Origin of the sequence: Bacteroides timonensis (assembly GCF_000513195.1) — a bacterium.
Taxonomy (GTDB): Bacteria; Bacteroidota; Bacteroidia; order Bacteroidales; family Bacteroidaceae; genus Bacteroides; species Bacteroides timonensis.
Genome location: NZ_CBVI010000024.1, coordinates 64,475 through 89,361 on the forward strand (window position 1 = coordinate 64,475; position 24,887 = coordinate 89,361).

General features: G+C 41.2%; 21 protein-coding genes. 6 read left to right on the top strand and 15 right to left on the bottom strand.

Annotation, left to right across the window (positions count from 1 at the left end):
• Positions 1-9 precede the first annotated feature (9 nt).
• From BN161_RS07115 to BN161_RS07150, 8 genes are all read right to left on the bottom strand, one after another.
• The gene (locus BN161_RS07115) at positions 10-216 is read right to left on the bottom strand and encodes a hypothetical protein (protein WP_044264309.1); all 207 of its coding nucleotides are present in this window, start codon (positions 214-216) and stop codon (positions 10-12) included.
• On the bottom strand, positions 213-1,124 hold the full coding sequence (lepB, locus tag BN161_RS07120) for a signal peptidase I (RefSeq protein WP_044264311.1): 912 nt from the start codon (positions 1,122-1,124) through the stop codon (positions 213-215). The genes BN161_RS07115 and lepB overlap by 4 nt, the downstream gene beginning before the upstream one ends.
• Before the next feature lie 35 nt (positions 1,125-1,159).
• On the bottom strand, positions 1,160-2,026 hold the full coding sequence (locus tag BN161_RS07125; protein ID WP_044264312.1) for a DUF1573 domain-containing protein: 867 nt from the start codon (positions 2,024-2,026) through the stop codon (positions 1,160-1,162).
• A 39-nt stretch (positions 2,027-2,065) separates the two neighbouring features.
• Positions 2,066-3,103 carry a 6-bladed beta-propeller gene (locus BN161_RS07130; RefSeq protein ID WP_167332506.1) on the bottom strand — a complete coding sequence of 346 codons (1,038 nt, stop codon included), beginning with the start codon at positions 3,101-3,103 and terminating at the stop codon, positions 2,066-2,068.
• Positions 3,104-3,233: 130 nt separating this feature from the next.
• Positions 3,234-3,524, bottom strand: a complete 291-nt coding sequence (locus BN161_RS07135; protein WP_044264316.1) for an NVEALA domain-containing protein — start codon at positions 3,522-3,524, stop codon at positions 3,234-3,236.
• A 251-nt stretch (positions 3,525-3,775) separates the two neighbouring features.
• Positions 3,776-4,768 (bottom strand): BF3164 family lipoprotein, encoded by a 993-nt coding sequence (locus BN161_RS07140; protein WP_081743656.1) that lies wholly within the window; start codon positions 4,766-4,768, stop codon positions 3,776-3,778.
• A gap of 52 nt (positions 4,769-4,820) precedes the next feature.
• Positions 4,821-5,063, bottom strand: coding sequence for an NVEALA domain-containing protein (locus BN161_RS07145; RefSeq protein WP_044264320.1), 243 nt, complete (start codon positions 5,061-5,063; stop codon positions 4,821-4,823).
• A gap of 172 nt (positions 5,064-5,235) precedes the next feature.
• Positions 5,236-6,249 (bottom strand): hypothetical protein, encoded by a 1,014-nt coding sequence (locus tag BN161_RS07150; RefSeq protein WP_244436437.1) that lies wholly within the window; start codon positions 6,247-6,249, stop codon positions 5,236-5,238.
• A gap of 632 nt (positions 6,250-6,881) precedes the next feature.
• Between BN161_RS07150 and BN161_RS07155 the strand changes: the two genes are divergently transcribed.
• Positions 6,882-7,640 (top strand): lysophospholipid acyltransferase family protein, encoded by a 759-nt coding sequence (locus BN161_RS07155; RefSeq protein WP_044264323.1) that lies wholly within the window; start codon positions 6,882-6,884, stop codon positions 7,638-7,640.
• Between the two features lie 10 nt (positions 7,641-7,650).
• Here BN161_RS07155 and BN161_RS07160 read toward each other — a convergent pair whose 3' ends face one another.
• Positions 7,651-8,394, bottom strand: coding sequence for a DUF4369 domain-containing protein (locus BN161_RS07160; protein WP_044264325.1), 744 nt, complete (start codon positions 8,392-8,394; stop codon positions 7,651-7,653).
• Positions 8,395-8,606: 212 nt separating this feature from the next.
• On the opposite strand from BN161_RS07160, the gene BN161_RS07165 reads away from it, so the two are divergent.
• The 5 genes from BN161_RS07165 to BN161_RS07185 all read left to right on the top strand — a co-directional run bounded on the left by BN161_RS07165 (position 8,607) and on the right by BN161_RS07185 (position 15,455).
• A complete protein-coding gene (locus BN161_RS07165) occupies positions 8,607-9,827 on the top strand; it encodes an anaerobic sulfatase-maturation protein (RefSeq protein ID WP_044264327.1) in 1,221 nt (406 codons plus the stop codon).
• A gap of 19 nt (positions 9,828-9,846) precedes the next feature.
• Positions 9,847-12,006: a S46 family peptidase gene (locus BN161_RS07170; RefSeq protein ID WP_044264329.1), complete on the top strand. Its 2,160-nt coding sequence runs from the start codon at positions 9,847-9,849 to the stop codon at positions 12,004-12,006.
• Between the two features lie 138 nt (positions 12,007-12,144).
• The gene (locus tag BN161_RS07175; RefSeq protein ID WP_044264331.1) at positions 12,145-14,307 is read left to right on the top strand and encodes a S46 family peptidase; all 2,163 of its coding nucleotides are present in this window, start codon (positions 12,145-12,147) and stop codon (positions 14,305-14,307) included.
• Between the two features lie 362 nt (positions 14,308-14,669).
• Positions 14,670-14,966, top strand: a complete 297-nt coding sequence (gene trxA / locus BN161_RS07180) for a thioredoxin (protein ID WP_007214477.1) — start codon at positions 14,670-14,672, stop codon at positions 14,964-14,966.
• 12 nt (positions 14,967-14,978) lie between these two features.
• The gene (locus tag BN161_RS07185; RefSeq protein WP_007214478.1) at positions 14,979-15,455 is read left to right on the top strand and encodes a thioredoxin family protein; all 477 of its coding nucleotides are present in this window, start codon (positions 14,979-14,981) and stop codon (positions 15,453-15,455) included.
• Positions 15,456-15,478: 23 nt separating this feature from the next.
• Here the strand turns inward: BN161_RS07185 and BN161_RS07190 are convergent, their stop codons facing one another.
• From BN161_RS07190 to BN161_RS07215, 6 genes are all read right to left on the bottom strand, one after another.
• Positions 15,479-16,339, bottom strand: a complete 861-nt coding sequence (locus BN161_RS07190) for a histidinol-phosphatase (protein ID WP_044264333.1) — start codon at positions 16,337-16,339, stop codon at positions 15,479-15,481.
• Positions 16,340-16,389: 50 nt separating this feature from the next.
• Positions 16,390-18,267 (bottom strand): ribosomal protection-like ABC-F family protein, encoded by a 1,878-nt coding sequence (gene abc-f / locus BN161_RS07195; RefSeq protein ID WP_044264335.1) that lies wholly within the window; start codon positions 18,265-18,267, stop codon positions 16,390-16,392.
• A gap of 52 nt (positions 18,268-18,319) precedes the next feature.
• Positions 18,320-19,126, bottom strand: coding sequence for a DUF3805 domain-containing protein (locus tag BN161_RS07200; RefSeq protein WP_044264337.1), 807 nt, complete (start codon positions 19,124-19,126; stop codon positions 18,320-18,322).
• A gap of 388 nt (positions 19,127-19,514) precedes the next feature.
• A complete protein-coding gene (locus BN161_RS07205) occupies positions 19,515-19,850 on the bottom strand; it encodes a hypothetical protein (protein ID WP_044264340.1) in 336 nt (111 codons plus the stop codon).
• 39 nt (positions 19,851-19,889) lie between these two features.
• Entirely contained in the window at positions 19,890-21,740 is a 1,851-nt protein-coding gene (locus tag BN161_RS07210) for a SusD/RagB family nutrient-binding outer membrane lipoprotein (RefSeq protein ID WP_044264342.1), read from the bottom strand.
• A gap of 34 nt (positions 21,741-21,774) precedes the next feature.
• The coding region (locus BN161_RS07215; protein WP_044264344.1) for a SusC/RagA family TonB-linked outer membrane protein at positions 21,775-24,887 on the bottom strand (3,113 nt) is incomplete at its 5' end.

The window sequence follows — 24,887 nt, forward strand, 5'->3', positions numbered from 1 at the left end:
TCATTTTTGTTATTCCATATTTGCTTTCTCTAATATCTCCCTGACCTTACTGCGCATTTCTTTTATAGCAGTAGAATGCACTTTAGATTCTTTAGTCAGTACGATGTCTGCAACCTCCTTCAACTTGCCAGGGTTATAAAAATCCGGCTCTGCATAAAGGTTGAATACCCATGCAATGTCTTTTATTTTATGTATCTGTAAACGTAAACTTATCACTCAATCTTTTTAAATATCCGATTCCACCTTATTTTATCCGTCTCTCTATCCACCGACTTCCAGATCCTGACAGCTTTACCTACAATAAAAGGTTCGGGCAGCAAGCCCCAATAACGGGAATCCTGTGAGTTCATCACCTTATCACCCGCCACGAAATAATAATTCTCCTTAAAGCGATAAGTATGTATCACGCTATCATTCAGTAAAATCGTGTCTCCACGTAGAAAGAGTTTCTTTTTCTGCTCCCATTCTATCGCATTTCGGTACAGGGCGACATATTTAGGGGACATCTCTATAACATCGCCTTTTACAGGAAGATACAAGGGACCAAAGTTCACTATATTCCAATTCACAATATCATTATAGGGATATCCACTCATCACAACTCCGTAATCTCCTTCCTTACCTCGTTCAATAATCTGCATTAGCCAGTCTTGTGCTTCCTCATTTCCTAATGCCGAGGTGCAACCATGTACTTTATAATGCCCTTTCTTTATTTCAAATGTATCACCAGGCAAAGCAACACAGCGTTTCACATAATATTTCATTATTCTAAAAACAATGCTATCCCAACGCTGTTCCAAATAGGGAAAATTAAAAACCACTACATCATTTCTTTTTATTTTACCTAAACCGGGTAAACGGGATATATTTATCTCCTTATCTTCCAAAGCATCCCAAATATTAAATAACCGACCTCCCATCACGCACTTATTCACTAAAATATTATCCCCAGCAAGCAGAGCAGGCTCCATAGAATCAGAAGGAATCTTGAAAGAAGCAATACTGGTCACCTGAAGTAGTATCCAAAGTAGTACCGCTCCACAAATGATTAAAAATAGATTCATAATCCTATCAATGAACCGGCTAAAACCTCCTCTCTCACTAAGATTACTATTTTTATTCATCTCTTCATTTCCTACGATCTAATTATTAAGAATGTTTACTCTGCATCACCGGCTATTCTCAAAAGTATCGGAGAAGACTCAGCATTACAATACACTGTGATTGTCTTATTAAAATGTTCAGGATGATCTGCTTTATAGCTAACATTTAGAATAACTGAATTTCCTGAGCGTACTGGTTCTTTTGAATAGGAAACAGACGTACAACCACAAGATGTACTTACATTTTCAATCACTAAAGGATTTTTTCCTATATTCTTTAATGTAAAATTAGTAGTTTGTTCATCTTCCCAAGAAAATACACCCAAAGAAGTACTATTATTGCTAACGGTTATTTCTGTTTGTAATATTATATGTTCCTTCTGTACATCTACTTCACCATTAATTATACCCACATACAATTCCTTTACTTTTGGATTATAGATAGGATTTCCAATAGCTATCACTTCATTATCTTCATTTAATAGAAACGTTTGAAACATCATGATTGAAGATAAATGGTTTAATTTATTAAAAGAATCATTTACATCAATACATACTGGATAGTCGAATTTGTCCTGTCTTAATAAAGCCACCATTTCTTTGGGGTCTTTAGGGAAAAGTATAAAATGCATTTTAACCTTATCCCCCACTTTATCCCTTAATTCTGTTATAAATGCAAGCCATTTTTTAAGTTGTAATTTACAATTAATACAACCTATAGAGTCTACATAAGTCACAATTGTATAAGAGGTACGGTTCATGATAGTATCTTTCCCCCACAAAGTAAAAGCTATATCATCGGGATAAGCGATTTCTTTCCCCATCCATTCCGTCACCAAATGAGAAATACTTTCCTTTTTAGACTCTTTACATGAAATCAATAAAAAGAACACTAAAACTAATACGTATATATTCTTAGGCATAAATATTTCTTATTTTTTTCATGTAGCCATTAAGTACACTCATTTCAAATATAATATACTAACAACTGGATTTTCATCAGGATTTTCACTTTCGCTCCAAGTAACAAATGTATTATCTCCAGTTATAGATGTTCTTCTACCGACTTCTTTACCATCAAAATCATTGACAATCGTCTTTCCTATCCAATAGTCCCCAATTTCTTTTGAATAAATAAATATTCTTAAACCATCACCGGAAGACCAATAAGTTGCCCATATCCATTTTTCTCCTTCTAAATATGTTGTTCGTATAAAATCTTCAAAGTTTTGCAAAGAAACGGTCTCTTCATAATCATGTTTCAAATCAGGTTTCATGGAGAAAGGATACTCAACAGAAAGTTCTCGATTACGAAAATGATACACTGTATTATCAAAATTAGGAGCCATAAAATTTATTATATCTCCATAAGAGCACAGCTCCCATTCAAAGGTTAAGTAAACTAAATGATTACTTTTCCTCTTTACTAAACACTTCATTTCTTGACCGGAATCATTTACATAATAAACTCCAGCTGTTGGCTCATCTAATCCAGAATTAGACAAAATAAATCCTCCTTGAGGACACACCTTAAAATCGTCAGGTTTCATTTCAACTCTCACAGTCTTTAGGTATTTACCTTCTGGAGTATAAAATAAAAGAGTTTGTTGCCAAGGAGAAAGAACTACTATCTGATTTTTTCTTTCATCATACTCAAAATGGTTAATGTAGGCATATTCACCCGGCCCTTCACCTTTTCTATATATTTTATTTAAATATTTACCATCCCTGTCAAAGACCCATATTGTTTGTTGTTGTTCATCAAAAATAAACATACGGTTCCGACTTATCGCCATATCTGTAATTCTTCCAATCAGACAGCTGTCCGTTAATTCCAAATTAATATACTTTATAGAATCTACAAATACTGAATATCCTACACTATCTTTGGCCTCCCTAAGTAAATCTACAACTAAATCCTTTTGTTCTTTATCCTTCGAACAGGAAATGCTAAAGACAAGTATAGACAGCCAATAGACTACTATACTATATTTATTCATAATCAATTTCATTTTTATAATCAAATTAATTTATATATTCATTTTGCATAACCAAATAAGTTCACCAAGAACAAATTATTTTAAATAAATTGTTCTTGGCTACTCAATGTTTAGAATATGCGTATTTTCTTTAATCACACTTCCCCCAAGTACTACTATATGAACAAGAAGATTTTTGATCCATAACATCTACACATCTTGCACCTTCTGCAGCACCATATTTATCATAGCAATTGGTAAGTTTATAGCCATACGCCTTATTAGGATCAACAGCACCACCATCACTTTCATCCAAAGCCAATGCCTCCACATTAGCCAAACATAAACCTGATAATGGATTCGCTTTTTGACTAGCATAAGCACCATACCCTGCAATCACAATGCACAAAACTAAAAAAAGTAATTTTGTAAATTTCTTCATCTTTTTTTTAGCGATTTAAGCATCTATGTCAAATGCACATTAATATACTATAAAGAATTAAGATACAATATATCTTACTAAGACCATCGTCCATACTGTCCTATCGTCACAGCTGAACCCAATTTCCGTTTTCATTTAAAAATTCATATCTTTGCCAGGCTTCTAATTTTTAGGGGTTACGGAGCATTCGGTATTCTATTGCACCAACAAGTCGTTTACCGTCTGCTCCTTTTAATAATTTAATAATCACTCTACATACCATTCATATGGTATTCTATTATCGGTTCATCCTTATTCACATCCGTAGCTATGATAACTCCTTTCTGCTCATTTACCGAAATTCCATGGATATAGTGATCTAAGACATACTTCCGAAGCGGTTCACCTTTCAGACCGAATACATAAATGTATTGTCCACCATCCGGTAAATTAATGCCCTGCTGTGCTTTCTGTTGAATATCCTTGAATTTACGACCCTGAAAAACAACATAAATAGCACTATCCGTCGCTTGTATATCACTAAATCCCATAATACCGGTCGGTATACCATACCCCTGAGCGATCTGAAACTCGGGTTCACCATTAGGACCAACACAAGCTATGTACGTGCTATCTTTCAAGTTATAAATTTCAAGAACTTCTCCCAGTTGGGTAACTGCCACAAGTACGCCATTGCTCGGATTATAATCGATAAAGCTGCGCCATGCCTGCGCCAAAGCAGGACGGGCATTCTTCAAAGCATCCTTGTTGGCTGTGGGAATAGTACCTATTTTACGAAGTAACTTACCCTGCCGATTAACCAAAGAGAAACGACTGTCACCAGAATAATCGGGAATGATAAAAGTAGAATCATCATATTGCACAAAATCCAGTGCCCGGAGTAATTCTTCATCCAGACTCACCACTTCCTGACGAAGCAATGAGTCTCCGGATGAAGCAAAACCTAACCGGGTTAATTCTGACTTATTAGAATCAAGTATCCACAAAAAGTCTCCATCCCATCGAAGATTTTCAGCTGAAAGCATTTCTTCGGGAGCATCGCCTCGTTTGCCGAAAGAAGATAAGTAATGAAAGTCGGGATAGTGGAAAACATGAAAGAAATGTTCCGTTCCATGCAAATCAAGTACTACAGCCTTGTCATCTTGTACACGTACCCTATAAGGATAACGGAACAAAGCTGTATCTAATGGCAAAGTCCAAGCTGTCAATTCTCTCACTTCGGGAAAGTCGGAATATGACATCATTCTCTCATCGGGCACAGAAGTGCATGCAGCGAAGAGAAAGACTAATAATATGCTAATAGAGGTCTTCAAGGCTGTAACCAGTCATTACATATTTCACTTTAGTTTTCGAAAAAGGACAGTCAACATCACCCAGACCTAAACAGTTTGAGGGTACTCCTCCTTCACCCCAAGCTAAGGCTTCTACATTTTTCAGTAGTAAATCATCCATTTGCTTACCCGATTTCTGACTACAAAAAGCAGTTATTGCACCAACTGCACACAAACCGATTACAGCAACTTTAATCTTGTTTTTCATGTTTCACTTATTTTTATATTAGATATCTATTATGAGACATACAAAACAGCATTGCCTCATTTTTTGCCCCAAAGGTAAATGAGTTTCTATATCAAACCAACTTTTTCGACTTACCAAGACTTACCAAGTTTAATTATACACCTTTTGGTAAGCGTTGGTAAGTTCTTCTATCTTATGCTTCAGTGGGATTTTTCTCGATGAAATGGGGCATTTTCAAACAATAGTACTTATCTTCTTTTTCTACTATAAGAGAAGAGACATTTTTCAATGCTTCGCGTAAACGATGAATGGCAGCATGAATTTGACTGGAAGTTCCTTTCCCTTCCCATAATTTCTTATTCATTTCCTCCGCAGTCAGTCGATAATCTTTGGCACATAAAAAAAGCTTCAACAAGATTATTGTTTGCGGTTGTACCTGCCGCGTCTTTTCTCCATTCACCAAAACACCTTTTATCGAATCCAAAATAGTCCCATCGGCCAATTCATATAATCCGGTTTGCTCTACTACTTCTTCCAAATGCATTTTTCTTTCAACAACAATCGTTTTCTCCTGAATATGGACAACAGTTTCTTTCTTCACAAGCTTACATCGCAAAAACAAAGTAATCTGTTTATAATATGAGAAAAGAAGGAAGAAACAAAACCAAAGCAGAAGTAATATAATGATGGGCGGCCATACCTCCAATGCCTGCCACCAACTATAAGACACAAAACCTGTAGTTTCCACTTCACAACGAAAGCCTAGATAACGGGATAGCAAACTATCTCCCTCCAATATTTTTATACTATCGGGGGAACAGACGACAGAAGTTTGTTTCAACAAATCCATTGTTGAAAGACGAATACCTGTATTAGCTTTAATTGATTTCCTTATCAATAGACTATTCCAAGATGTATTCAGCGTATCAGCATTCAGAGGATGCTCTTCAAGCACATAGCTGAGTAACATTCTTTTTTCGGTATCTTTGATAAGACTATTGTCAAATTTCACACGTGGTATCTCATAGTCGTGCGTTCCATACTTACTCGTCAAAGTTACAGGACTTTGGAATGGACTTTCCAATGTTTTCATTTCAGGAGAATTAACACCTGCTACAAATGGCACAACAATATTCCCCCGTTTCTGCACTTCCTGTTGCAACGCCTTTACAAATGTTTCCTCTGCCTGCATATTCCACTCAGCCACCAGCTCCGAATAGTTACAGTAAAGCGTATATACGTATATGCTTGTAACCACAGTGCAAAAAACAATCCCTCCCCAAAATAAATTTAACCTACTAAGTTTCATACCATCTACATATTATTGCCTGTCAAACGTTTTATCCTACAAATATAACAAAAACAAAATACAGAAAAGCACAAAACACATCAATCACTCAGCATTTTTTATAAAACATCGCTTTGTTCCATTTCTCTTCTCCCATCCACCCTATTCGCATCTCCTTCGCTCCTATAGAGAGAACAAAATAGCGAACTTGGTACGAAGAAGATCCAAGGAAGATCCAAGGAAGGTACGAAGGAAGGTACGAAGGAAGAATTATTGTTCTTTTTTTCGTTTTTCGATATTCCGAAAAAACGGAGAATATTTCACCGACATCTCCCTATTACCCCTCCAGCAACCTCTTGTGAGGCATATTAAAAATGGCTACACCCTTTGCCTCGGATGGCTACACCCTTTAGTGCAAATGGCTACACCATCCGGGACAAAGGGTGTAGCCCTGGCAAAAGCCGAATTACCGAATAATCTAAAAGTACGATAACCGGGTAGCATATCTAAATCAAATTATATATCTTTGCGGAAACAAAAATCCAACACCTATGAAGATACTTTATTATATTTACCAAATATGTTTTGCTTTACCAATTCTGTTGGTATTGACTATTCTCACGGCTTTGGTGACTATCGTCGGCTCTCTGATAGGCGGTGCACATATCTGGGGCTATTATCCCGGAAAAATATGGTCACAATTGATTTGTGTTTTCCTGCTGATTCCTGTAAAGGTGCGCGGCCGGGAGAAAATACATAAACATACATCGTACGTATTCGTACCCAACCACCAGGGAGCGTTCGATATCTTCCTCATTTACGGATTTCTGGGGCGTAACTTCAAATGGATGATGAAGAAGAGCCTGCGGAAATTACCTTTCGTAGGGAAAGCCTGCGAAAGTGCAGGACACATATTTGTGGATCGTTCAGGTCCCAAGAAAGTATTGGAAACCATTCGCCAGGCAAAGGCTTCGCTAAAAGACGGAGTATCATTGGTGGTATTCCCGGAAGGTGCCCGTACTTTTACCGGACACATGGGATATTTTAAGAAAGGTGCATTCCAGTTGGCAGATGAATTACAGTTGGAAGTGGTGCCGGTCACTATCGACGGATCATTCAAAATTCTGCCCCGCACGGGCAAATGGATACATCCGTACCGCATGATACTGACTATTCACGATCCGATCCCGCCCAAAGGACAAGGTATAGAAAACATCAAGGCGACGATGGCCGAAGCCTACGCCGCCGTAGAAAGTGCTTTACCGGAAGAATACAAGGGAATGGTGAAAAATGAGGATCAGGACCAATAACTACAGGTAGTTAGTTCTGCGTAGCGGCGCTCTCCTCCATACGCCGATGTTCCTCTATCAATTTCATATTCTCTTTAGCTTTATCGAGGAATTCCCTCACCAAAGGACTACTCTTGAAAGTTTGAGGGGCTGTACGGATGATATCCTCTATCTGCGGTGTCATGATGGGATAAGGCAGTGTACTGCACATCATCATGAATACGCTGGGACCAAGGACATTCTCATAATTGGTGGAAATGAACTCCTTGATATAGTCATTCATCTCTTTTACCAGAGCTTCTCCCTCCTGAGTCAGTTGTTCGTGGATGTCATCCAATGCGGCGCCATCCAATACCATACGTGCCTCTTTCTTTTCCAGTTCTTCAATCTTCAACTCAAGCGAATTACGCTTTTCGATGAATTCATACAAAGCATTGTTTAGCGGCGTACCTTTAGCGGTGAGTTGAGAGTTGGATATGGAGACTTCAATCTTACCGTTCTCAAGTACAAGAGGCATGATAGCCTCATCATTCATGTAGAGCGTCACCATCATTACAGAGTCCGACGGACCACTCGTAGAGAACAAACCGTGTACCACTTCGGCGGAATCAATTGCTATCCACTGCCCGTCGCGGAGCGTTTTCAGGTATAACATCTTACCATCGAGGCTGGTCACCGATGACACACCCTCCACTTTATACTTGCGGCTGCACGAAGCAAAAAGCACGAGCAAAAGCATTAAGGGCAAAATACGGTTCACATTCATTCTAATCATGCAGGAAACGATTTTTATGAAACACGATACAAAGGTACAACCTATTCGGGCTGTAAAGAAACTTTTTATCAATATTTAATTTTTGCTCTCTTTTTTCCATTAATAATCCTTATAAGGAGGGAGAAAAGAAAGGATATTTCATTTAGTTTACTTATTTTTGCAGTGATAACTAACAAAATGTAAACCCTGTAACTGAAACAAGATAATCTCCTATGTCAACTTATGCTCCTTTTGCCAAGCCTCTTTATGTCATGCTGAAACCGGTAGGCGCCGTATGCAACCTTGCATGCGATTACTGTTACTACCTGGAAAAGAGCAAGCTATACCAAAACAACCCTAAGCACGTTATGAGTGAGGAGTTGCTGGAAAAGTTCATTGAAGAATACATAAATTCGCAAACCATGCCGCAGGTAATGTTCACCTGGCACGGTGGAGAAACTTTGATGCGCCCGTTGTCCTTCTACAAAAAGGCCATGGAACTGCAAAAAAAATATGCCCGCGGACGTACAATAGACAACAGCATACAGACCAACGGAACCATGCTGACGGATGAATGGTGCGAATTCTTTCGTGAAAACAACTGGCTGGTAGGTGTCTCTATCGACGGCCCGCAAGAATTTCACGACGAATATCGCAAGAATAAGCAAGGTAAGCCTTCTTTCGTAAAAGTAATGCAAGGCATCAATCTGCTGAAAAAGCATGGTGTGGAATGGAATGGCATGGCGGTAGTGAACGACTACAATGCCGATTATCCACTAGAATTCTACAACTTCTTCAAGGAGATAGGCTGCCACTACATACAGTTCGCCCCCATCGTAGAGCGCGTATTCCGGCATCAGGACGGACGTCATCTGGCCTCACTGGCCGATCGTGAAGAGGTGGCCGAACTGGCGGATTTCTCCATCAGCCCTGAGCAATGGGGCAATTTCCTCTGCACCCTCTTTGACGAATGGGTGAAAAAGGATGTAGGCACCTATTACATTCAATTGTTCGACTCTACCCTAGCCAACTGGATAGGCGAACAACCGGGCGTCTGCTCCATGGCAAAGACTTGCGGACATGCGGGAGTGATGGAGTTCAACGGAGACGTATACTCCTGCGACCATTTTGTATTCCCCGAATATAAGTTGGGCAACATTTACCAGAAGACGCTGGTGGAGATGATGTATAGTGAAAAGCAGCAGGCTTTCGGACAAATGAAGCAGCAATCATTGCCCACCCAATGCCGGGAGTGTGAATGGCTGTTTGCCTGCAATGGCGAATGTCCTAAAAACCGCTTCGCACGAACGGCAAGTGGCGAACCGGGACTGAATTATCTGTGTAAGGGATATCATCGCTTTTTCAGTCATGTAGCGCCATACATGGACTTCATGAAGAATGAACTGATGAACCAACGTCCGCCTGCCAATGTAATGAATTTCATAAAACAATAAATTGTATAAACAGATAACAATGAAAATTAGAACCTACTTAGTAGCGCTAGCAGCGCTGGCGTTCGGCTCTACAGCACGTGCCGACGAAGGAATGTGGTTACTGCAACTGATGAAACAGCAGAACTCCATTGAGTTGATGAAAAAACAAGGTTTGAAACTGGAAGCGGATGATTTGTACAATCCGAATGGAGTATCACTGAAAGATGCGGTAGGTATCTTTGGCGGTGGTTGTACAGGTGAAATCATCTCACCGGAAGGACTGATTCTGACAAACCATCATTGCGGATACGCTTCTATCCAGCAGCATAGCAGCGTGGAACACGACTATCTGACCGATGGTTTCTGGGCAAAAAACCGTGGTGAGGAATTGCCTACTCCGGGATTGAAATTCCAGTTCGTTGACCGTATCGAAGACATTACGGACATCGTGAACCAAAAGATCGCTGCCGGTGAAGTAACTGAAGTAAATGCACTCACCCGCCCGTTCCTCAATAAACTGGCTAAAGAATTGTTCGAGAAGAGCGATCTGAAAGGTAAAAAAGGCATTGAAGTACAAGCTTTGCCGTTCTATGCCGGAAATAAATTCTATTTGTTCTATAAGAAGGTGTACACAGACGTACGTATGGTAGCCGCACCTCCTTCTTCCGTAGGCAAATTTGGTGGTGAAACGGATAACTGGATGTGGCCCCGCCACACGGGTGACTTCTCCATGTTCCGTATCTATGCCGATGCTAACGGTGATCCCGCAGAATACGCAGCATCAAATGTACCTTTGAAGACCCCCAAATATCTGCCTATCTCTATCAAGGGACTGGAAGAAGGCGACTATGCCATGATCATGGGTTTCCCCGGAAGCACAAGCCGTTACCTCACCGTATCGGAAGTAAAGGAACGTATGGAAGCACAGAATCAACCGCGTATCACTATCCGTGGCGCACGCCTCGCCGTGTTGAAAGAAGTGATGGCTGCCAGCGACAAAACTCGTATTCAATATGCCAACAAGTATGCCGGCAGCAGCAATTACTGGAAGAACTCCATCGGTATGAATAAAGCGATCATTGATAATGATGTACTGGGTACAAAGGCAGAACAGGAGAAGAAATTCGCAGAATTCGCTAAAGGTAAACCGGAGTATGAAGGTGTGGTAGAAAAAATCGATGCCATTGTAAACCGGACAATGCCGGTGACCGGTCAGTATTACTACCTGATGGAAGCATTCAGTGGTGCCATTGAATTCGGTAGCCCGTACATGGTTATGGATAACCTGAAAAAGGGATTGGAAGAAAAGAACGACTCTCTCATCAATAAGTCTCTCGAACAGTTGAAAGAGGTCTTTGCTGACATCCATAATAAAGACTACGATCATGAAGTAGACCGCAAAGTAGCCAAAGCTATCTTCCCGGTATATGCCGAAATTATTCCGGCAGAACAACGCCCGGCTTTCTATCAGACTATTGAAAAAGAGTTTAAAGGCGACTATAATGCCTATATTGATGCCATGTATGACAATTCCATCCTGGCAAACCAGGCCAACTTTGACAAGTTCATCAAAAAACCTACGGTAAAAGCTATCGAAAAGGATCTGGCAACTCAATATTCACGCGCCAAGATTGAAAAACTGATGTCACTGGCACAGGAACTGAACAGTACTTCCAAAGAACTGGCATTATTGCACAAAGCATATATCCGCGGACTGGGCGAAATGAAAGAACCCGTTCCTTCTTATCCGGACGCTAACTTTACCATTCGACTGACGTATGGTAACGTGAAATCATACAATCCGCGTGATGCCGTACATTACAAGTACTACACTACTACGGACGGTATTCTGGAAAAGGAAAATCCCGAAGACCGTGAATTCGTAGTTCCTGCCAAACTGAAGGAGCTGATACTGAAAAAAGACTTCGGACGTTATGCTCTGCCCAACGGTGATATGCCGGTTTGCTTCCTCAGCACAAACGACATCACCGGTGGTAACTCCGGTAGCCCCGTGCTGAATGCAAACGGTGAATTAATCGGTACTGCTTTCGATGGCAACTGGGAGTCTCTCAGCGGTGACATCAATTTTGATAATAACCTGCAACGTTGTATCAACCTGGACATCCGCTATGTACTGTTCATCCTTGAAAAACTGGGAGGATGCGAACATTTGATTAAAGAAATGAACATAGTTGAGTAACAGACCACTCTATCGGGGAATGACCCTATAAGTGAATAGGAATGAAGTAACGAGTGAATTAGGTTCAGTCGTTACTTCATTCCTATTCAGCCGTTACTTCATTACCCCCCCTTAAAAACCCTTCTAAAGCACTTTTGTATGAGAAGAATTTTACTTTCATTATTTATTACATCCGCCGGGCTATTCGCCCGCGCCGACGAAGGCATGTGGATGCTGACCGACCTGCAAAAGCAGAACGAAGTCGCTATGACGGAACTGGGATTACTGATCCCGGTGAACCAGATTTATAATCCTGACGGCATCGCCCTGAAAGATGCAGTGGTTCACTTCGGTGGCGGTTGCACAGGTGAAGTGATCTCTGCCGAAGGATTGGTACTCACTAACCATCATTGTGGCTATGGTTCTATCCAACAGCACAGTACAGTGGAGCATGACTATCTGACAGATGGATTCTGGGCAATGAACCGCGAAGAAGAGCTTCACTGTAAAGGACTTACCATTACTTACATTGATGAAATTCTGGATGTAACAGACTACGTCAACGAACAGTTGAAGATAGATCCGGACCCAAACGGTACAAACTATCTGTCACCCAAATACCTGAAGGAAGTAGCCGAGCGCTTCTCTTCCGAACAAGGCATTGCCCTGACACCGGGACGCAAGCTTGAACTGAAAGCTTTCTACGGTGGTAACCGCTACTACCTGTTTGTTAAAACCACTTACAGTGACATCCGTATGGTGGGTGCACCTCCCTCTTCTATCGGTAAATTCGGTGCGGATACCGATAACTGGATGTGGCCGCGACATACAGGTGACTTCTCTTTGTTCCGCATATATGCCGACAAGGACGGAAATCCGGTGGAATACTCCAAGGATAACGTTCCCCTGAAAGTGAAGAAACATCTTACCATCAGCCTTGCCGGGTACAAAGAAGGTGACTTCACTTTCGTCATGGGATTCCCCGGACGCAACTGGCGCTATATGATTTCCGACGAAGTGGAAGAGCGTATGCAAACCACTAATTTCATGCGCCATCATGTACGTGGTGTTCGCCAGGAAGCATTGATGGAACAAATGCAGAAAGATCCTGCTGTACGCATCCATTATGCCAGTAAGTATGCCTCTTCTGCTAATTATTGGAAAAATGCCATTGGTATGAACGAAGGGCTTATCCGCCTGAAAGTACTCGACACGAAACGTGCCCAACAGGAACAACTCTTGGCTCGCGGACGTGAACAGGGTGATGATTCTTATCAGAAGGCATTCGATCAAATACGCAGTATCATTGAGCATCGCCGCCCTGCCCTCTATCATCAGCAAGCCATTCAGGAAGCATTGGTGACAGGCCTGGACTTTATGCGCATCCCCAACACTTCTGCCATGCTGGCTGCCCTGAAAAGTAAGGATAAGGCACAGATAAAGACTGCCGCTGATAGCTTAAAGATTGCCGCTGACAAATATTTTGCATCCGTACCTTTCCCTGATGTGGAACGTACAGTCGCCAAGAAAATGTTGCAGACCTATATGCAATATATCCCGGCGGAACAACGCATCAGCATCTTTGAGGTCATTGACAAACGTTTCAAAGGTAACAGTGATGCCTTTGTCGATGCTTGTTTCGACCACTCTATCTTCGGCAAGAAGGAAAACTTTGAAAAGTTCATCCGAAAACCGGGCTCGTATAAGTTGGGATTTGACTGGATGGTACTGTTCAAACATTCCATCACAGACGGACTGTTGCAGACCGCCATTGCTATGGCAGACGCCAACAAGAATTACAATGCCGCACACAAAGTATGGGTAAAAGGTATGATGGATATGAAACGGAGTGCGGGTACTCCCATTTATCCGGATGCCAACTCCACCCTGCGCCTCACCTACGGAAAGGTATTGCCTTATGAACCGGCTGACGGAGTGGAATATGGTTACTATACCACCCTCAAAGGTGCCATGGAAAAGGAAGATCCCGACAATTGGGAGTTTGTGATTCCCGCCAAATTAAAACAACTGTATCAGTCCAAGGACTTCGGACGCTATGCCATGCCGAATGGTGAAATGCCTATCTGCTTCATAGTGAATACAGACAACACCGGCGGTAACTCCGGCAGTCCGGTATTCAATGCCAAAGGTGAGCTCATCGGTACAGGTTTCGACCGCAATTATGAAGGACTTACAGGAGATATAGCCTTCCGCCCCTCTTCACAGCGTGCAGCTTGCGTAGACATTCGCTACACTTTATTTATCATAGAGAAGTATGCCGGTGCCTCACATATTATCAAGGAGCTGACAATTGCGGAATAAATAAAAGGAAGTATAAAAATATCACTCGGATACTCAGGTGAACCATAATTCGCCCCTGCAAGTAAAGCGAATAACTAAAGTCAATCACAATGTTTGCAGGGGCGAAATGTTTTCATTCAACCATAGTACAACAGTTACCCACAGGGTACCCAGTAAGGAAATCAGAATCATTCGATAAATTTTCCTATGGAAAATGTTTCAAAATTGAAAGTATTCTAAAAAATACCCAAATATGCCATTTAAACAGTATGAAAAGCAATAGATCGTGAACAAAAGACACCACAAACTGTTTCACTATACAGACAACGACACTAATATTGTATTTATAAAAAAAATGAATTAATAACAGAAAGGAAAAGATTATGGAGAAATTTGAAGAACTTATACAATCAGAAAAACCTGTTTTAGTAGACTTTTTTGCAACTTGGTGTGGCCCATGTAAGGCAATGCATCCCGTATTGGAAGAGCTGAAAGGACAAATCGGTGATGGTGCCCGCATCGTGAAAATCGATGTAGACCAACATGAGGAACTGGCTGCTAAGTATCGTATACAAGCGGTACCCACTTTTATCGTATTCAAGAAAGGTGAAGCCGTTTGGCGTCATTCCGGAGTTATTAAGGGCAGTGAGCTGAAAGGCGTCATTGAACAAAATTCATAAAGAACAAACATTATGAAGAAAGTACTAACATTTGCCATTCTGATTTTTGCCAGCGTACTGACATTCGCCTGCAAGGATGGAGCAAAAGCACAACCCAATGAACCGGAACAAAAAGAAGCCAAGAGCGGAGAAGTAATCGTAATGAACAAGGATATGTTTATTAAAGATGTATTCGATTACGAGAAATCCCAGGACTGGAAATATAAGGGTGACAAACCCGCCATCATTGACTTGTATGCCGACTGGTGTGGTCCCTGCCGCATGACAGCGCCCATCATGAAAGATCTGGCAAAAGAATACGCCGGAAAGATCGTGATCTACAAAGTGAATGTGGACAAAGAACGTGAACTTGCCGCATTATTCAATGCAAGCAGCATTCCTCTCTTTGTCTTCATTCCGATGGAAGGAGAACCTCAGCTTTTCCGTGGTGCAGCTGATAAAGCCACTTACCAAAAGGCAATTGAAGATTTCTTGTTAAAGAAGAAATAATATATAAGAAAAAGTCACTGGAGTTATGTATGAATGAGGAGTGGCATATCTTTCCACTCATTATTGTACATCTCCGTGACAGTGTGATAACCGGACGCTTGCAGAGCCATTAAAGCTTGCAGGCGTCCGTTGTTTATACGCTCCGGGTAGTGGGAATCACTATTAACCTGTACACGGATTCCCTTTTCAAGCAATACAGGGAAGTAGCGTTCATTAGGATAGAAAGTGCCCAATTCCAGATAAGATTTTGTATTAATCTCTACGATATATCCTTTTCGGGCAATAGCATCAAAATATTCCTGAATCAAAGCATCATACCAAGGTTCATCCAGTAAGCCGGGATGATAAGCAGATGCGTTATAGTGCATTTTGTCAGCATGACCGACAATATCAAAACCGCCCAGTTCCACCATACGCATCAAACGGTCATAATAAAGATGCACCACTCTCACCAGATCACCATTGAAATGTTTATCCACAAGTCTGCGGAATTTATCAGCCGTCACATCCACATCCACTATTTCTCCCTTATCATCATAAAGCAAGTGCACAGAACCAATACGGTAATCCAACGGTAATTCGCGGAAACGGGTAACAGATGGATTGCTCTCTTCATTCAGATAGTCAATCTCCAGACCGATATAGAGTTCTATTTGTCTGGCATACTTAGCCTTCAGACGATGGAATTCGGTCAGATAGTCATCCATAGAGTCCCACTCCATAGTCCACGCTGCAGAAAACGGCAGAGGGGCATGGGAAGAAAATCCATAAGAAGTAAATCCTTCGCTCAGGGCAAAGCGGATAAAGTCTTCCATATTAGCACGTCCGTCGCAATATAAGCTATGACTATGATAGTTCGTTAAATTTCCAGTTCTGTTGCTCATAATTTTATCATCTTATCATTTATCATCTTATCAACCATCTTATCACCCTATCATTCTTCTATCTCACTAAGTTCCAGCCAACGCATGGTCTTTTCATCAATCAAATCCGTGATCTCGGGCAAACGCTTTGATTTCTCTGTGAGTTCTTCTACGGATAAGGTGCCACTGCACAGGGCAGCTTCAATGGTTTTCTTTTCGTCCTCCAATGTAGCAATTTCCTGCTCCAGCTGTTCAAACTCCCTTTTCTCTTTAAAGGACATCCGGCGTTTTTCATTCAGACGCACTTTAGCGGTTTTATCTTCCTGCGGTTTAGAGGCTTCTTTTTCTTTCTCCTTTTCCAGCCGGGCTTTTTCTTCTTTCCAGTCACGATACTGGGTATAATTTCCGGGGAAATCACGGATATCTGCCTGACCGTTGAAGACTAACATGTGGTCTACTACTTTATCCATAAAGTAGCGGTCGTGGCTTACTACGATAACACAACCCTTGAAATTCTGTAAATACTCTTCCAGCACATTCAGGGTAATGATATCCAGATCATTGGTAGGCTCGTCCAGCACAAGGAAATTAGGATTACGCATCAATACCGTACACAGATACAGGCGACGGCGTTCTCCACCACTCAGTTTATAAACATAGCTATGCTGGGTTTCGGGAGTGAAGAGAAAATGTTGTAGAAACTGGGAAGCGGTCAGCTTTTTACCATTGCCTAACTCTATGACTTCAGCGATATCCTGTACCACATCAATCACTTTCATCTGCTCATCGAATTGTAAGCCATCCTGCGAATAATAACCGAAACGTACTGTTTCTCCGATATCAATTGTTCCACTATCGGCCTTCTCCTCTCCCATCAGTATTTTGATAAAAGTAGATTTACCAGTACCGTTATTACCTACAATGCCCATCTTTTCATAACGGGCAAAAATGTAAGAAAAGTCTTCTAATATTTTAAGGTCACCAAACGACTTGTACAGATGGTCTGCTTCGAATATCTTGCTACCGATGTAGGAGGCCTTTACTTCCAGTTTCACATTGTCGTTATTAAACCGCTGTTTAGCTACTCTCTCCAGTTCATAGAAAGCCTCTTCGCGATAACGCGCTTTATGCCCGCGGGCTTGCGGCATACGACGCATCCATTCCAACTCTGTGCGATACAGATTGTTGGCACGGGTTATTTCAACATTCGTTGCATCGATACGCTCTTGACGTTTCTCCAGGTAATAGCTATAATTTCCTTTATATTGATAGATCTGACGATTGTCTATTTCAATGATTTCGGTACAGACACGGTCGAGGAAGTAACGGTCGTGCGTCACCATAAGCAGACTGAGGTTTGTGCGGCGCAGGTAATCTTCCAACCATTCAGTCATATCAAGATCGAGATGGTTGGTCGGCTCATCCAGAATCAGCAGGTCAGGCTCAGTGATAAGGGTATTGGCAAGCGCCACGCGCTTCAACTGTCCACCGGAAAGATGCTTTACTTGCTGATCGAAGTTTCTTATCTTCAACTGGGAAAGAATTTGCTTGGCCTTCTGCTCATACTCCCATGCTTTTTCATGATCCATGCGCACCAGGATTTCGTCCAAACCGGGATGCCCTTCTGTTTCCATGCAACGTTCGTACTCCTTTATCAGTTCTACCGTACTATTGCCATGATGGAAACAAGCTTCCAGAACGGTCAGTCCTTCGGGATATTGCGGGTCTTGTTCCAAATATCCGACCCTAAGGTCACGACGAAAAGAAACGGTTCCACTGTCATACCCTTCTTTGCCGGCAATAATATTCAACAAAGTAGTTTTACCACTGCCGTTTTTGGCAATCAGTCCGATACGTTGCCCTTCGGCCACACCGAGCGAAGTATTCTCAAGCAATACCAAATCACCGAATGACTTGGTCAAATTTTCTATCTGAAGATAACTAATCACAGTTTAAGATTTATGATTTATAATTTATGATTTATGGCTGGTTGGCAAATGATCAGAGTAAGGATTTGTAGGTTTCTGCCAGATTGCAAGGTTCCCCTGCCTTCACTTTGCTCCACACTAATTTCATAGGGTCAATCCATTCTCCGGTAATAAGGTTCTGCAGTACAGGAGCTTCACGATTACCATCTATCAAAGTCATCCATTCCAGGCCGTCTACTTCATTGACAAGAATCACACAGATGGCAATACCGAAGGAAAGCCATGCTTCTTTCTTCTTCGGACCGATAGTTCCACTATCAATGACCTGTTGCATGCTGTCCAAATCTTCTTCCATACCCTGGAAATCTTTTTTCAGTTGTTCTTTTACAGTAGTGGTCACCCACTCAAAAGCCTCATTAATCTGGTAAATTTCGGACAGGCGAACCGGTATAAGCTCTGCCGGATATTTCACTCCTTCTTTGCGTATTTCCAACGAGGCGATAACGGCTTCGGCCTCTGCCACAGATGCTCCCTTACTTACTGTAAAGGAACATTCAAAGGCAACATCATCCACACCGGTAATCCAAAGATGAGAAGTATAATAAGCCCCTTCGTCTTCAAACATCTCCTTACTGTAAGCACATGCCAAGCTTCCTATTTTAACGGAGACTGCCGAAGGATTGTCTTTCAGTTCCTGACGGGTAACTTCCCGACCATACATAGCGTTACCTTTATATGCAGAAATACGAAAATTTCCAGTCCATTCACTTGGATTATAGAAGAGAAAAGAGCCTTCCCCATCTTCAAACTCATTCCAGTCCGCGGGATACAACATGGAAAACCATGCTCCCGGAGAGATAAATTTCTTGCTTTGTGCCATTGCTATTCAGAGGTTAATAACGAGGCCACCTGACCTCGTTCGGCAAAAGTAACATTACATCCGTTGATATGCAAACAAACAGAAACAAAAAACAGCCGATTCTCACGAACCGACTGTCCCAATCATCATCTATGAATGAAGACCGTTACAGTCTTCAATATCTTATTAAATCTCTATGAAACTTCAAAGAAAATCATATTTCTGTTTCCGAGCGCAAAGATAATCAATGAAATATATAGATTCCCAATATTTTAAGATATTTAAATTAACGTTCTATAAACTATGGAATTTTATAGATTAATATGCAAAAAAGCAGCCGATTCTCACGAACCGGCTGCCCCAATCATCATTTATGAATGAAGACTGCTTGAGTCTTCGGAAAATTCATTTAGTATATTACAACGCATACACTATCTTCTCCTATTAAGTTTCCATTTCCATCATACACAGTACAAAAAACATTGGAAACACCAGTAGTTAGTCCAGCACGAGGTGTCATCGTAATTTTATTTTTTAGTATAACAATATCAAAAACGTTTTGAGCTTTTTCCAGTTCAGGATCAAAGCTCCATTCGTATATATAAGATACATTCTCAAGATATACCGTCAACGAAGCTGTTTCATTAGGATGAACCAAATCATTTCCTTCAAAATACACTATCTTATCAAGTTGAGATGTCAATGGCAGTATAACCATCAATATCGATATAAGTATTGTCTTCATAATAACTAGATTTCAAAAATTATCAAATACCGTGACAATTTATTGTTGTTTAGAATCCCACCATACCTGCAAAGTACAAATAACATTACTATTATACCATCCATCACCAAGTTCAGCCGCCCCCGGAACTTCAGCACCAATCGCAGAAAGATTTTTAGTATTGTAAGTCAACTCATACGAAGCTTGTTTCCAACGACGGGGTGACTCACCTTCCGGACAGTAAGTAAAACCTGCAGGAGTAGTTTTGTAGTAATAGGGTTTATCCCAATTCATAAATATATTAGTATCATAATCATAACGGCGCATATCATTCCAGTTCTCATTAGAGAATGGCATCGCAAGCATCTTTTGAGTTATAATTTTTCCAAGAGTAAGATTGTCAGCAGTTCCCAAACCATTGTTCAAGAAATTGTCAATTTCCGTTTGTTCAATATGAGTAAACGATGGACAGGAATTCAAATTTGTATCCTCAGAAGTCCACACTGCAATTTGATCGTTAACAGCATCAATACTTGCTTTAACACCATCCTTATACGCAGTGAATGCACCTGACTTTTCTCCTTGTCGGAAAAGCACCTCTGCTTTTATAAAACAAGCCTCAGCATAGGAAGCCATATAAGTAGGACTTGTAGCACGGGCATAAAATACGCCACTGAGTGCCGAACTATCATAACTCTTATTACGATGATAGAGAATATCTACCCCTCCTGAGTAGCCGGTACCACCACAAGTTGTCCACACGTAGATAGTATCGCCTTGACGGGATGGGCTGTCACAATACCAACTCTGGGTAGAAGTGTTGAATGACAATGCATAAGGGCCTGATTGACTAAGGATATCAGTTTGCATATCAACACCCATTGAGCGACGCCATTTACCATCATCCGACCATTTGATATCAACAGGAGTAGTAGCTCCCTTCACTGAGCGGGTCCAGGGGATAAACTTGTCGGCACGCGGATCTTCTACACCCTTACCATCAAAATTAGTCAGGTTGTCGTAGTAATTCTTGGTAATGTAGATATTACTGTTCATGCCGATACAAGAATAAAGAGCAGAATAATCCACCGGTTCATTCCACCCCAACACATCATGAGAAGGTGTATTAGTATCAGTATGTCTGATGAGAGTATTGTCGGCGTTACTTTGCTGAGCCTTAGCCAGACAGTTAAGAATTTCCTGAGCATCATACTTGCCTTCTTTGTAGCTGCCAGCCTCTTTCTTAATCAAGTGGTTCAACCATCGGGCCTTTAGAAGATAGCACATTTTAAGCCACTTATCTGCATCACCACCATTCCAGCTATCACCTTCAGCCAACGTTTTAGGAGTAACACCATTTATAGTCTCTTGCTGCCTGGAAAATAGTTGTATTGCTTCATCAATGTCAGCTATACAACCAAGGAATATAGTCTTACCATTGTCATAAGCCGGAGAAGGTTTTTCGCCAAATGCCTCGTTATAAGGCAGTTCACCAAATAGATCTGTAAGCATCATAAAGCCATAAGCACGGAAGAATTTAGCTGCACCGGCATAATGGTAAGCACCCGCTTCCATTGCCTGATTATACAAGTCATTACAATTCACACCTACCTGGGTAAAAAACCACTGCTGTGCATTACTGGCACGGGTAGAAGAGTCAAGTTGCCACTTAGCTGCTCCACCTTCACGGGCATTGTTACGATAGAAATGACCACAATAAAAGCTCGTGTTAGAGGCAACAATATGATAGATATGGCTCATATAAAATTGCATCCAAGGCACACGCTGATGAAATTCAGCATCAGTAGATATAGGGGTATTCGGATTGGTGTTTACATCAAGCCAATCATTACATGCAGAAAGCGAAATGCAAGCTGCCACTCCAAGGATTATTTTCTTATATAGTTTCATATTATATTCTATTTTTCCTGCAGTTAGACAATATTTAGAAAGTCAAATTAACACCAAATGCAAAACTTGCCGTCGAAGGAACACCGCAATAGTCGATACCTACCGAAGATGAACCAACTGCACCTGATCCGGCTGCTGCAACTTCCGGATCGCCATTATAGTTGGTGAAGAGAAGGAGGTTATTGGCAGAAGCTGTAATTGAAGCACGTTTGATAACCTTTGTCTTGGCAAGTAATATTTTTGGCAAAGTGTATGAGAGTGATAAAGTACGAAGACGAAGCGCATTGACTTTCGTCATAAAGTTTGCAGTCTCATAGGGATAAATATCCTGATAGTAATTAGCAATAATTGTCCTGCCACTCGTTTCTTTACCATTGTAAGTATAAGTCTTATTGGCTTCAAAAGTGTTAGTTACGAAATTACCATCTGTGTTTACACCTGATATTTCAATCTTTTCACGTTTAGCGGAAAGCTCACTCACACCGGCCAATGTCATTGCATATTCCGTACCATTGTACACATGTCCGCCTACACGGAATTCCCACAGCATATTAAGTGACCATCCTTTGTATGAGATTGTGTTATTCCATCCGCCAGAGAATTTTGGTTCACGATTACCAATTTCGCGATTAACACTATTTGAACCTGCACTGTCTTTTGTGGGAAGCCCATTCTTGTCAAGCATTACATTACCTTGCTCATCACGCTTCCATTGACTACCCGAAATTGCCATAAAATTACCATTAGGAAAAGATGCCGCTTTAGCATTACCTACCTGCACATCAGTCACATAAAGTATTTCCACGCCTTCAAGCAGATTCTTAACCGTACCACGGTTACCACTTATGTTAAAAGTAGATTCCCAGCTCCAGTCTTTAGTTTGAATCGGAGTACCACCAATACTGAGCTCCATACCTTTATTATATACATCACCGGCATTCACCGAACGAAGGATATAACCTGTTGCATTAGACAAACGAGGCGACATAATCTGGTCGTAAGAATTGTTGGTATAGTATGCATAATCCACCTTTAAACGGTTATTGAAGAAACGTAATTCAACACCGATTTCTACAGATTCCGTAATCTCAGGTTTCAAGGCAGCATTACCGGCAGTCCAATAGTTGCTTACACCTGTAAGACCGCCAAGGAATGACTGGCTTGGCCACAATGCCGTATCCAACGAATATGGACTTGTATCTTTACCTACACGTGCCCAACTTGCACGAACCTTACCAAATGACAACCAGTCGGATTTTGGAAGGAATTCCGTAAACACAACACTACCGCTAACAGATGGGTAAAAATAAGAGCGATTTTCAACTGGTAGTGTCGAAGACCAGTCGTTTCGTCCCGATACGGTCAGGAATACCGTATTCTTCCAGTCAGCACGAAATTCACCAAACACACCTACAAGGCGTTTTTGACTGCGAGCACTCGAAAAGTCACGATTATCATTTGTCGCATTGTCAAATGCATAAAAATCGGGAATCTCGAAATTCCAGGCCATTCGGTAATTAGACCAGGAACGAGTGTCGTCGGTAGAAGTACCAAGCATCAGATTAAAATTAAAGTCTCCAAACTGCTTGGCGAAGTTTGTCATTAAATTAGTAGAAAGATATTTGTAGCGATAAGAGTTTTCGCTATACATGCCCTTCTGCCAAGCCAGTTTATAAACACCACCAGCAGAGAGTATTTTTGAGTCGTCAGTAGTATAAGAGTCAATGCCCATGCGATAGCTGATCCACCACCAATCGGTAATGTCGGCCTTAATATTGAAATTACCAGTGAAACGTTCGGTATTATCTTGCAGCTTATTCTTGTTGAGAATCCAATAGGGGTTATCTCGTTCATCAACTACGTCAAGACGATCGCCAAACATACGATAGCGTGTACCATCTTCGTTCAAATAGTGACTCATATCGTCGGTAGGCGACCAGCGATACAAGTTGGTCATTGTACCCGACCCGCTTGATCCATAAAGACCTGCAGAAGTAAGCGTCTTATCGGTATTTGCCTGAGAATATGCTACATTTGCACCAAAGGTGAATATTTTCCACTTTTGTTCGCCATTGAAACGGAATGTTGCTTTCTCATAGCCAGTATTAGGAATAATACCATCTTGATTATAATAAGAACCTGAAAGATAAAAGTTACTATTTTGAGATCCACCGGCTACACTTACATTAGTATCCCAAGCACCGCCTTGCTGAAAAAAGTCTCCGATATTGTCATAAGTAGGAGCTCCATCAGTTATTGCTTCCCCCCATGAATTATAGCTAAAATCATTGAATGTTGTTCCAGTATATTTGCCACTTGAATCATATTGATCTTCAGCAAATCCTCTTTTATATTTATTTTGGGTTTTAGGAAGAGATTTAGCCCATTGCGTAATATATTTAGTTGAAAAATTCACTTCAACAGCACCTTCTTTTCCTTTTTTAGTTGTAATGATAACGACACCAGCAGCAGCACGAGAACCATAAAGTGCAGCTGCAGCAGGACCTTTGAGTACTGACATATTCTCTATATCTTCAGGGTTGATGTCCATCACCCGGTTTGATTGGGTAGAAGCAGTTGATGTACTACCATCGAAAGCAGAATTACCTACTACAGTAGTGGAGTTATCATAAATTACACCATCAACAACAAACACAGGTTGATTATCGCGTTCAAGTGAAGTACCACCACGAAGAATTATTTGAGAACCCGCACCGGCAGCTCCACCACCCTGTGTAATATTAACACCTGCTATCTTACCAGCCAGAGAATTGATTGGGTTCACGCTCTTATTTTTCATAAGTTCTTCTGCACTCACGTCATCAATAGCATATCCCAATGACTTGCGATCTTTCTTGATACCCATCGCAGTTACAACAACTTCACTCAATGTCTGAGTATCATCTTTCAATGTCACATTATACACACTTCCTGCACCCACCTTAATTTCAGCTGAAGTGTATCCCACAAATGAGATTACCAATGTGCTACCCTGCTGGGTATCCACAGAGAATTGACCATCAACATTAGTTATGGTACCTGTACCAGTACCCTTCACCAATACACTGGCGCCAACAATAGGTTCACCTGTTGCATCTACAACTTTACCTGTAATTTTCTTCGCTTGTTGAGTACTTTGGGAACTTG

Bases quoted from the DNA above. Each gene is read 5' to 3' on its own strand.
- lepB (WP_044264311.1), bottom strand. From the start codon at position 1,124: ATGAATAAAAATAGTAATCTTAGTGAGAGAGGAGGTTTTAGCCGGTTC.
- BN161_RS07125 (WP_044264312.1), bottom strand. From the start codon at position 2,026: ATGCCTAAGAATATATACGTATTAGTTTTAGTGTTCTTTTTATTGATT.
- BN161_RS07130 (WP_167332506.1), bottom strand. From the start codon at position 3,103: ATGAATAAATATAGTATAGTAGTCTATTGGCTGTCTATACTTGTCTTT.
- BN161_RS07135 (WP_044264316.1), bottom strand. From the start codon at position 3,524: ATGAAGAAATTTACAAAATTACTTTTTTTAGTTTTGTGCATTGTGATT.
- BN161_RS07140 (WP_081743656.1), bottom strand. From the start codon at position 4,768: ATGATGTCATATTCCGACTTTCCCGAAGTGAGAGAATTGACAGCTTGG.
- BN161_RS07145 (WP_044264320.1), bottom strand. From the start codon at position 5,063: ATGAAAAACAAGATTAAAGTTGCTGTAATCGGTTTGTGTGCAGTTGGT.
- BN161_RS07155 (WP_044264323.1), top strand. From the start codon at position 6,882: ATGAAGATACTTTATTATATTTACCAAATATGTTTTGCTTTACCAATT.
- BN161_RS07160 (WP_044264325.1), bottom strand. From the start codon at position 8,394: ATGATTAGAATGAATGTGAACCGTATTTTGCCCTTAATGCTTTTGCTC.
- BN161_RS07165 (WP_044264327.1), top strand. From the start codon at position 8,607: ATGTCAACTTATGCTCCTTTTGCCAAGCCTCTTTATGTCATGCTGAAA.
- BN161_RS07170 (WP_044264329.1), top strand. From the start codon at position 9,847: ATGAAAATTAGAACCTACTTAGTAGCGCTAGCAGCGCTGGCGTTCGGC.
- BN161_RS07175 (WP_044264331.1), top strand. From the start codon at position 12,145: ATGAGAAGAATTTTACTTTCATTATTTATTACATCCGCCGGGCTATTC.
- trxA (WP_007214477.1), top strand. From the start codon at position 14,670: ATGGAGAAATTTGAAGAACTTATACAATCAGAAAAACCTGTTTTAGTA.
- BN161_RS07185 (WP_007214478.1), top strand. From the start codon at position 14,979: ATGAAGAAAGTACTAACATTTGCCATTCTGATTTTTGCCAGCGTACTG.
- BN161_RS07190 (WP_044264333.1), bottom strand. From the start codon at position 16,339: ATGAGCAACAGAACTGGAAATTTAACGAACTATCATAGTCATAGCTTA.
- BN161_RS07200 (WP_044264337.1), bottom strand. From the start codon at position 19,126: ATGGCACAAAGCAAGAAATTTATCTCTCCGGGAGCATGGTTTTCCATG.
- BN161_RS07205 (WP_044264340.1), bottom strand. From the start codon at position 19,850: ATGAAGACAATACTTATATCGATATTGATGGTTATACTGCCATTGACA.
- BN161_RS07210 (WP_044264342.1), bottom strand. From the start codon at position 21,740: ATGAAACTATATAAGAAAATAATCCTTGGAGTGGCAGCTTGCATTTCG.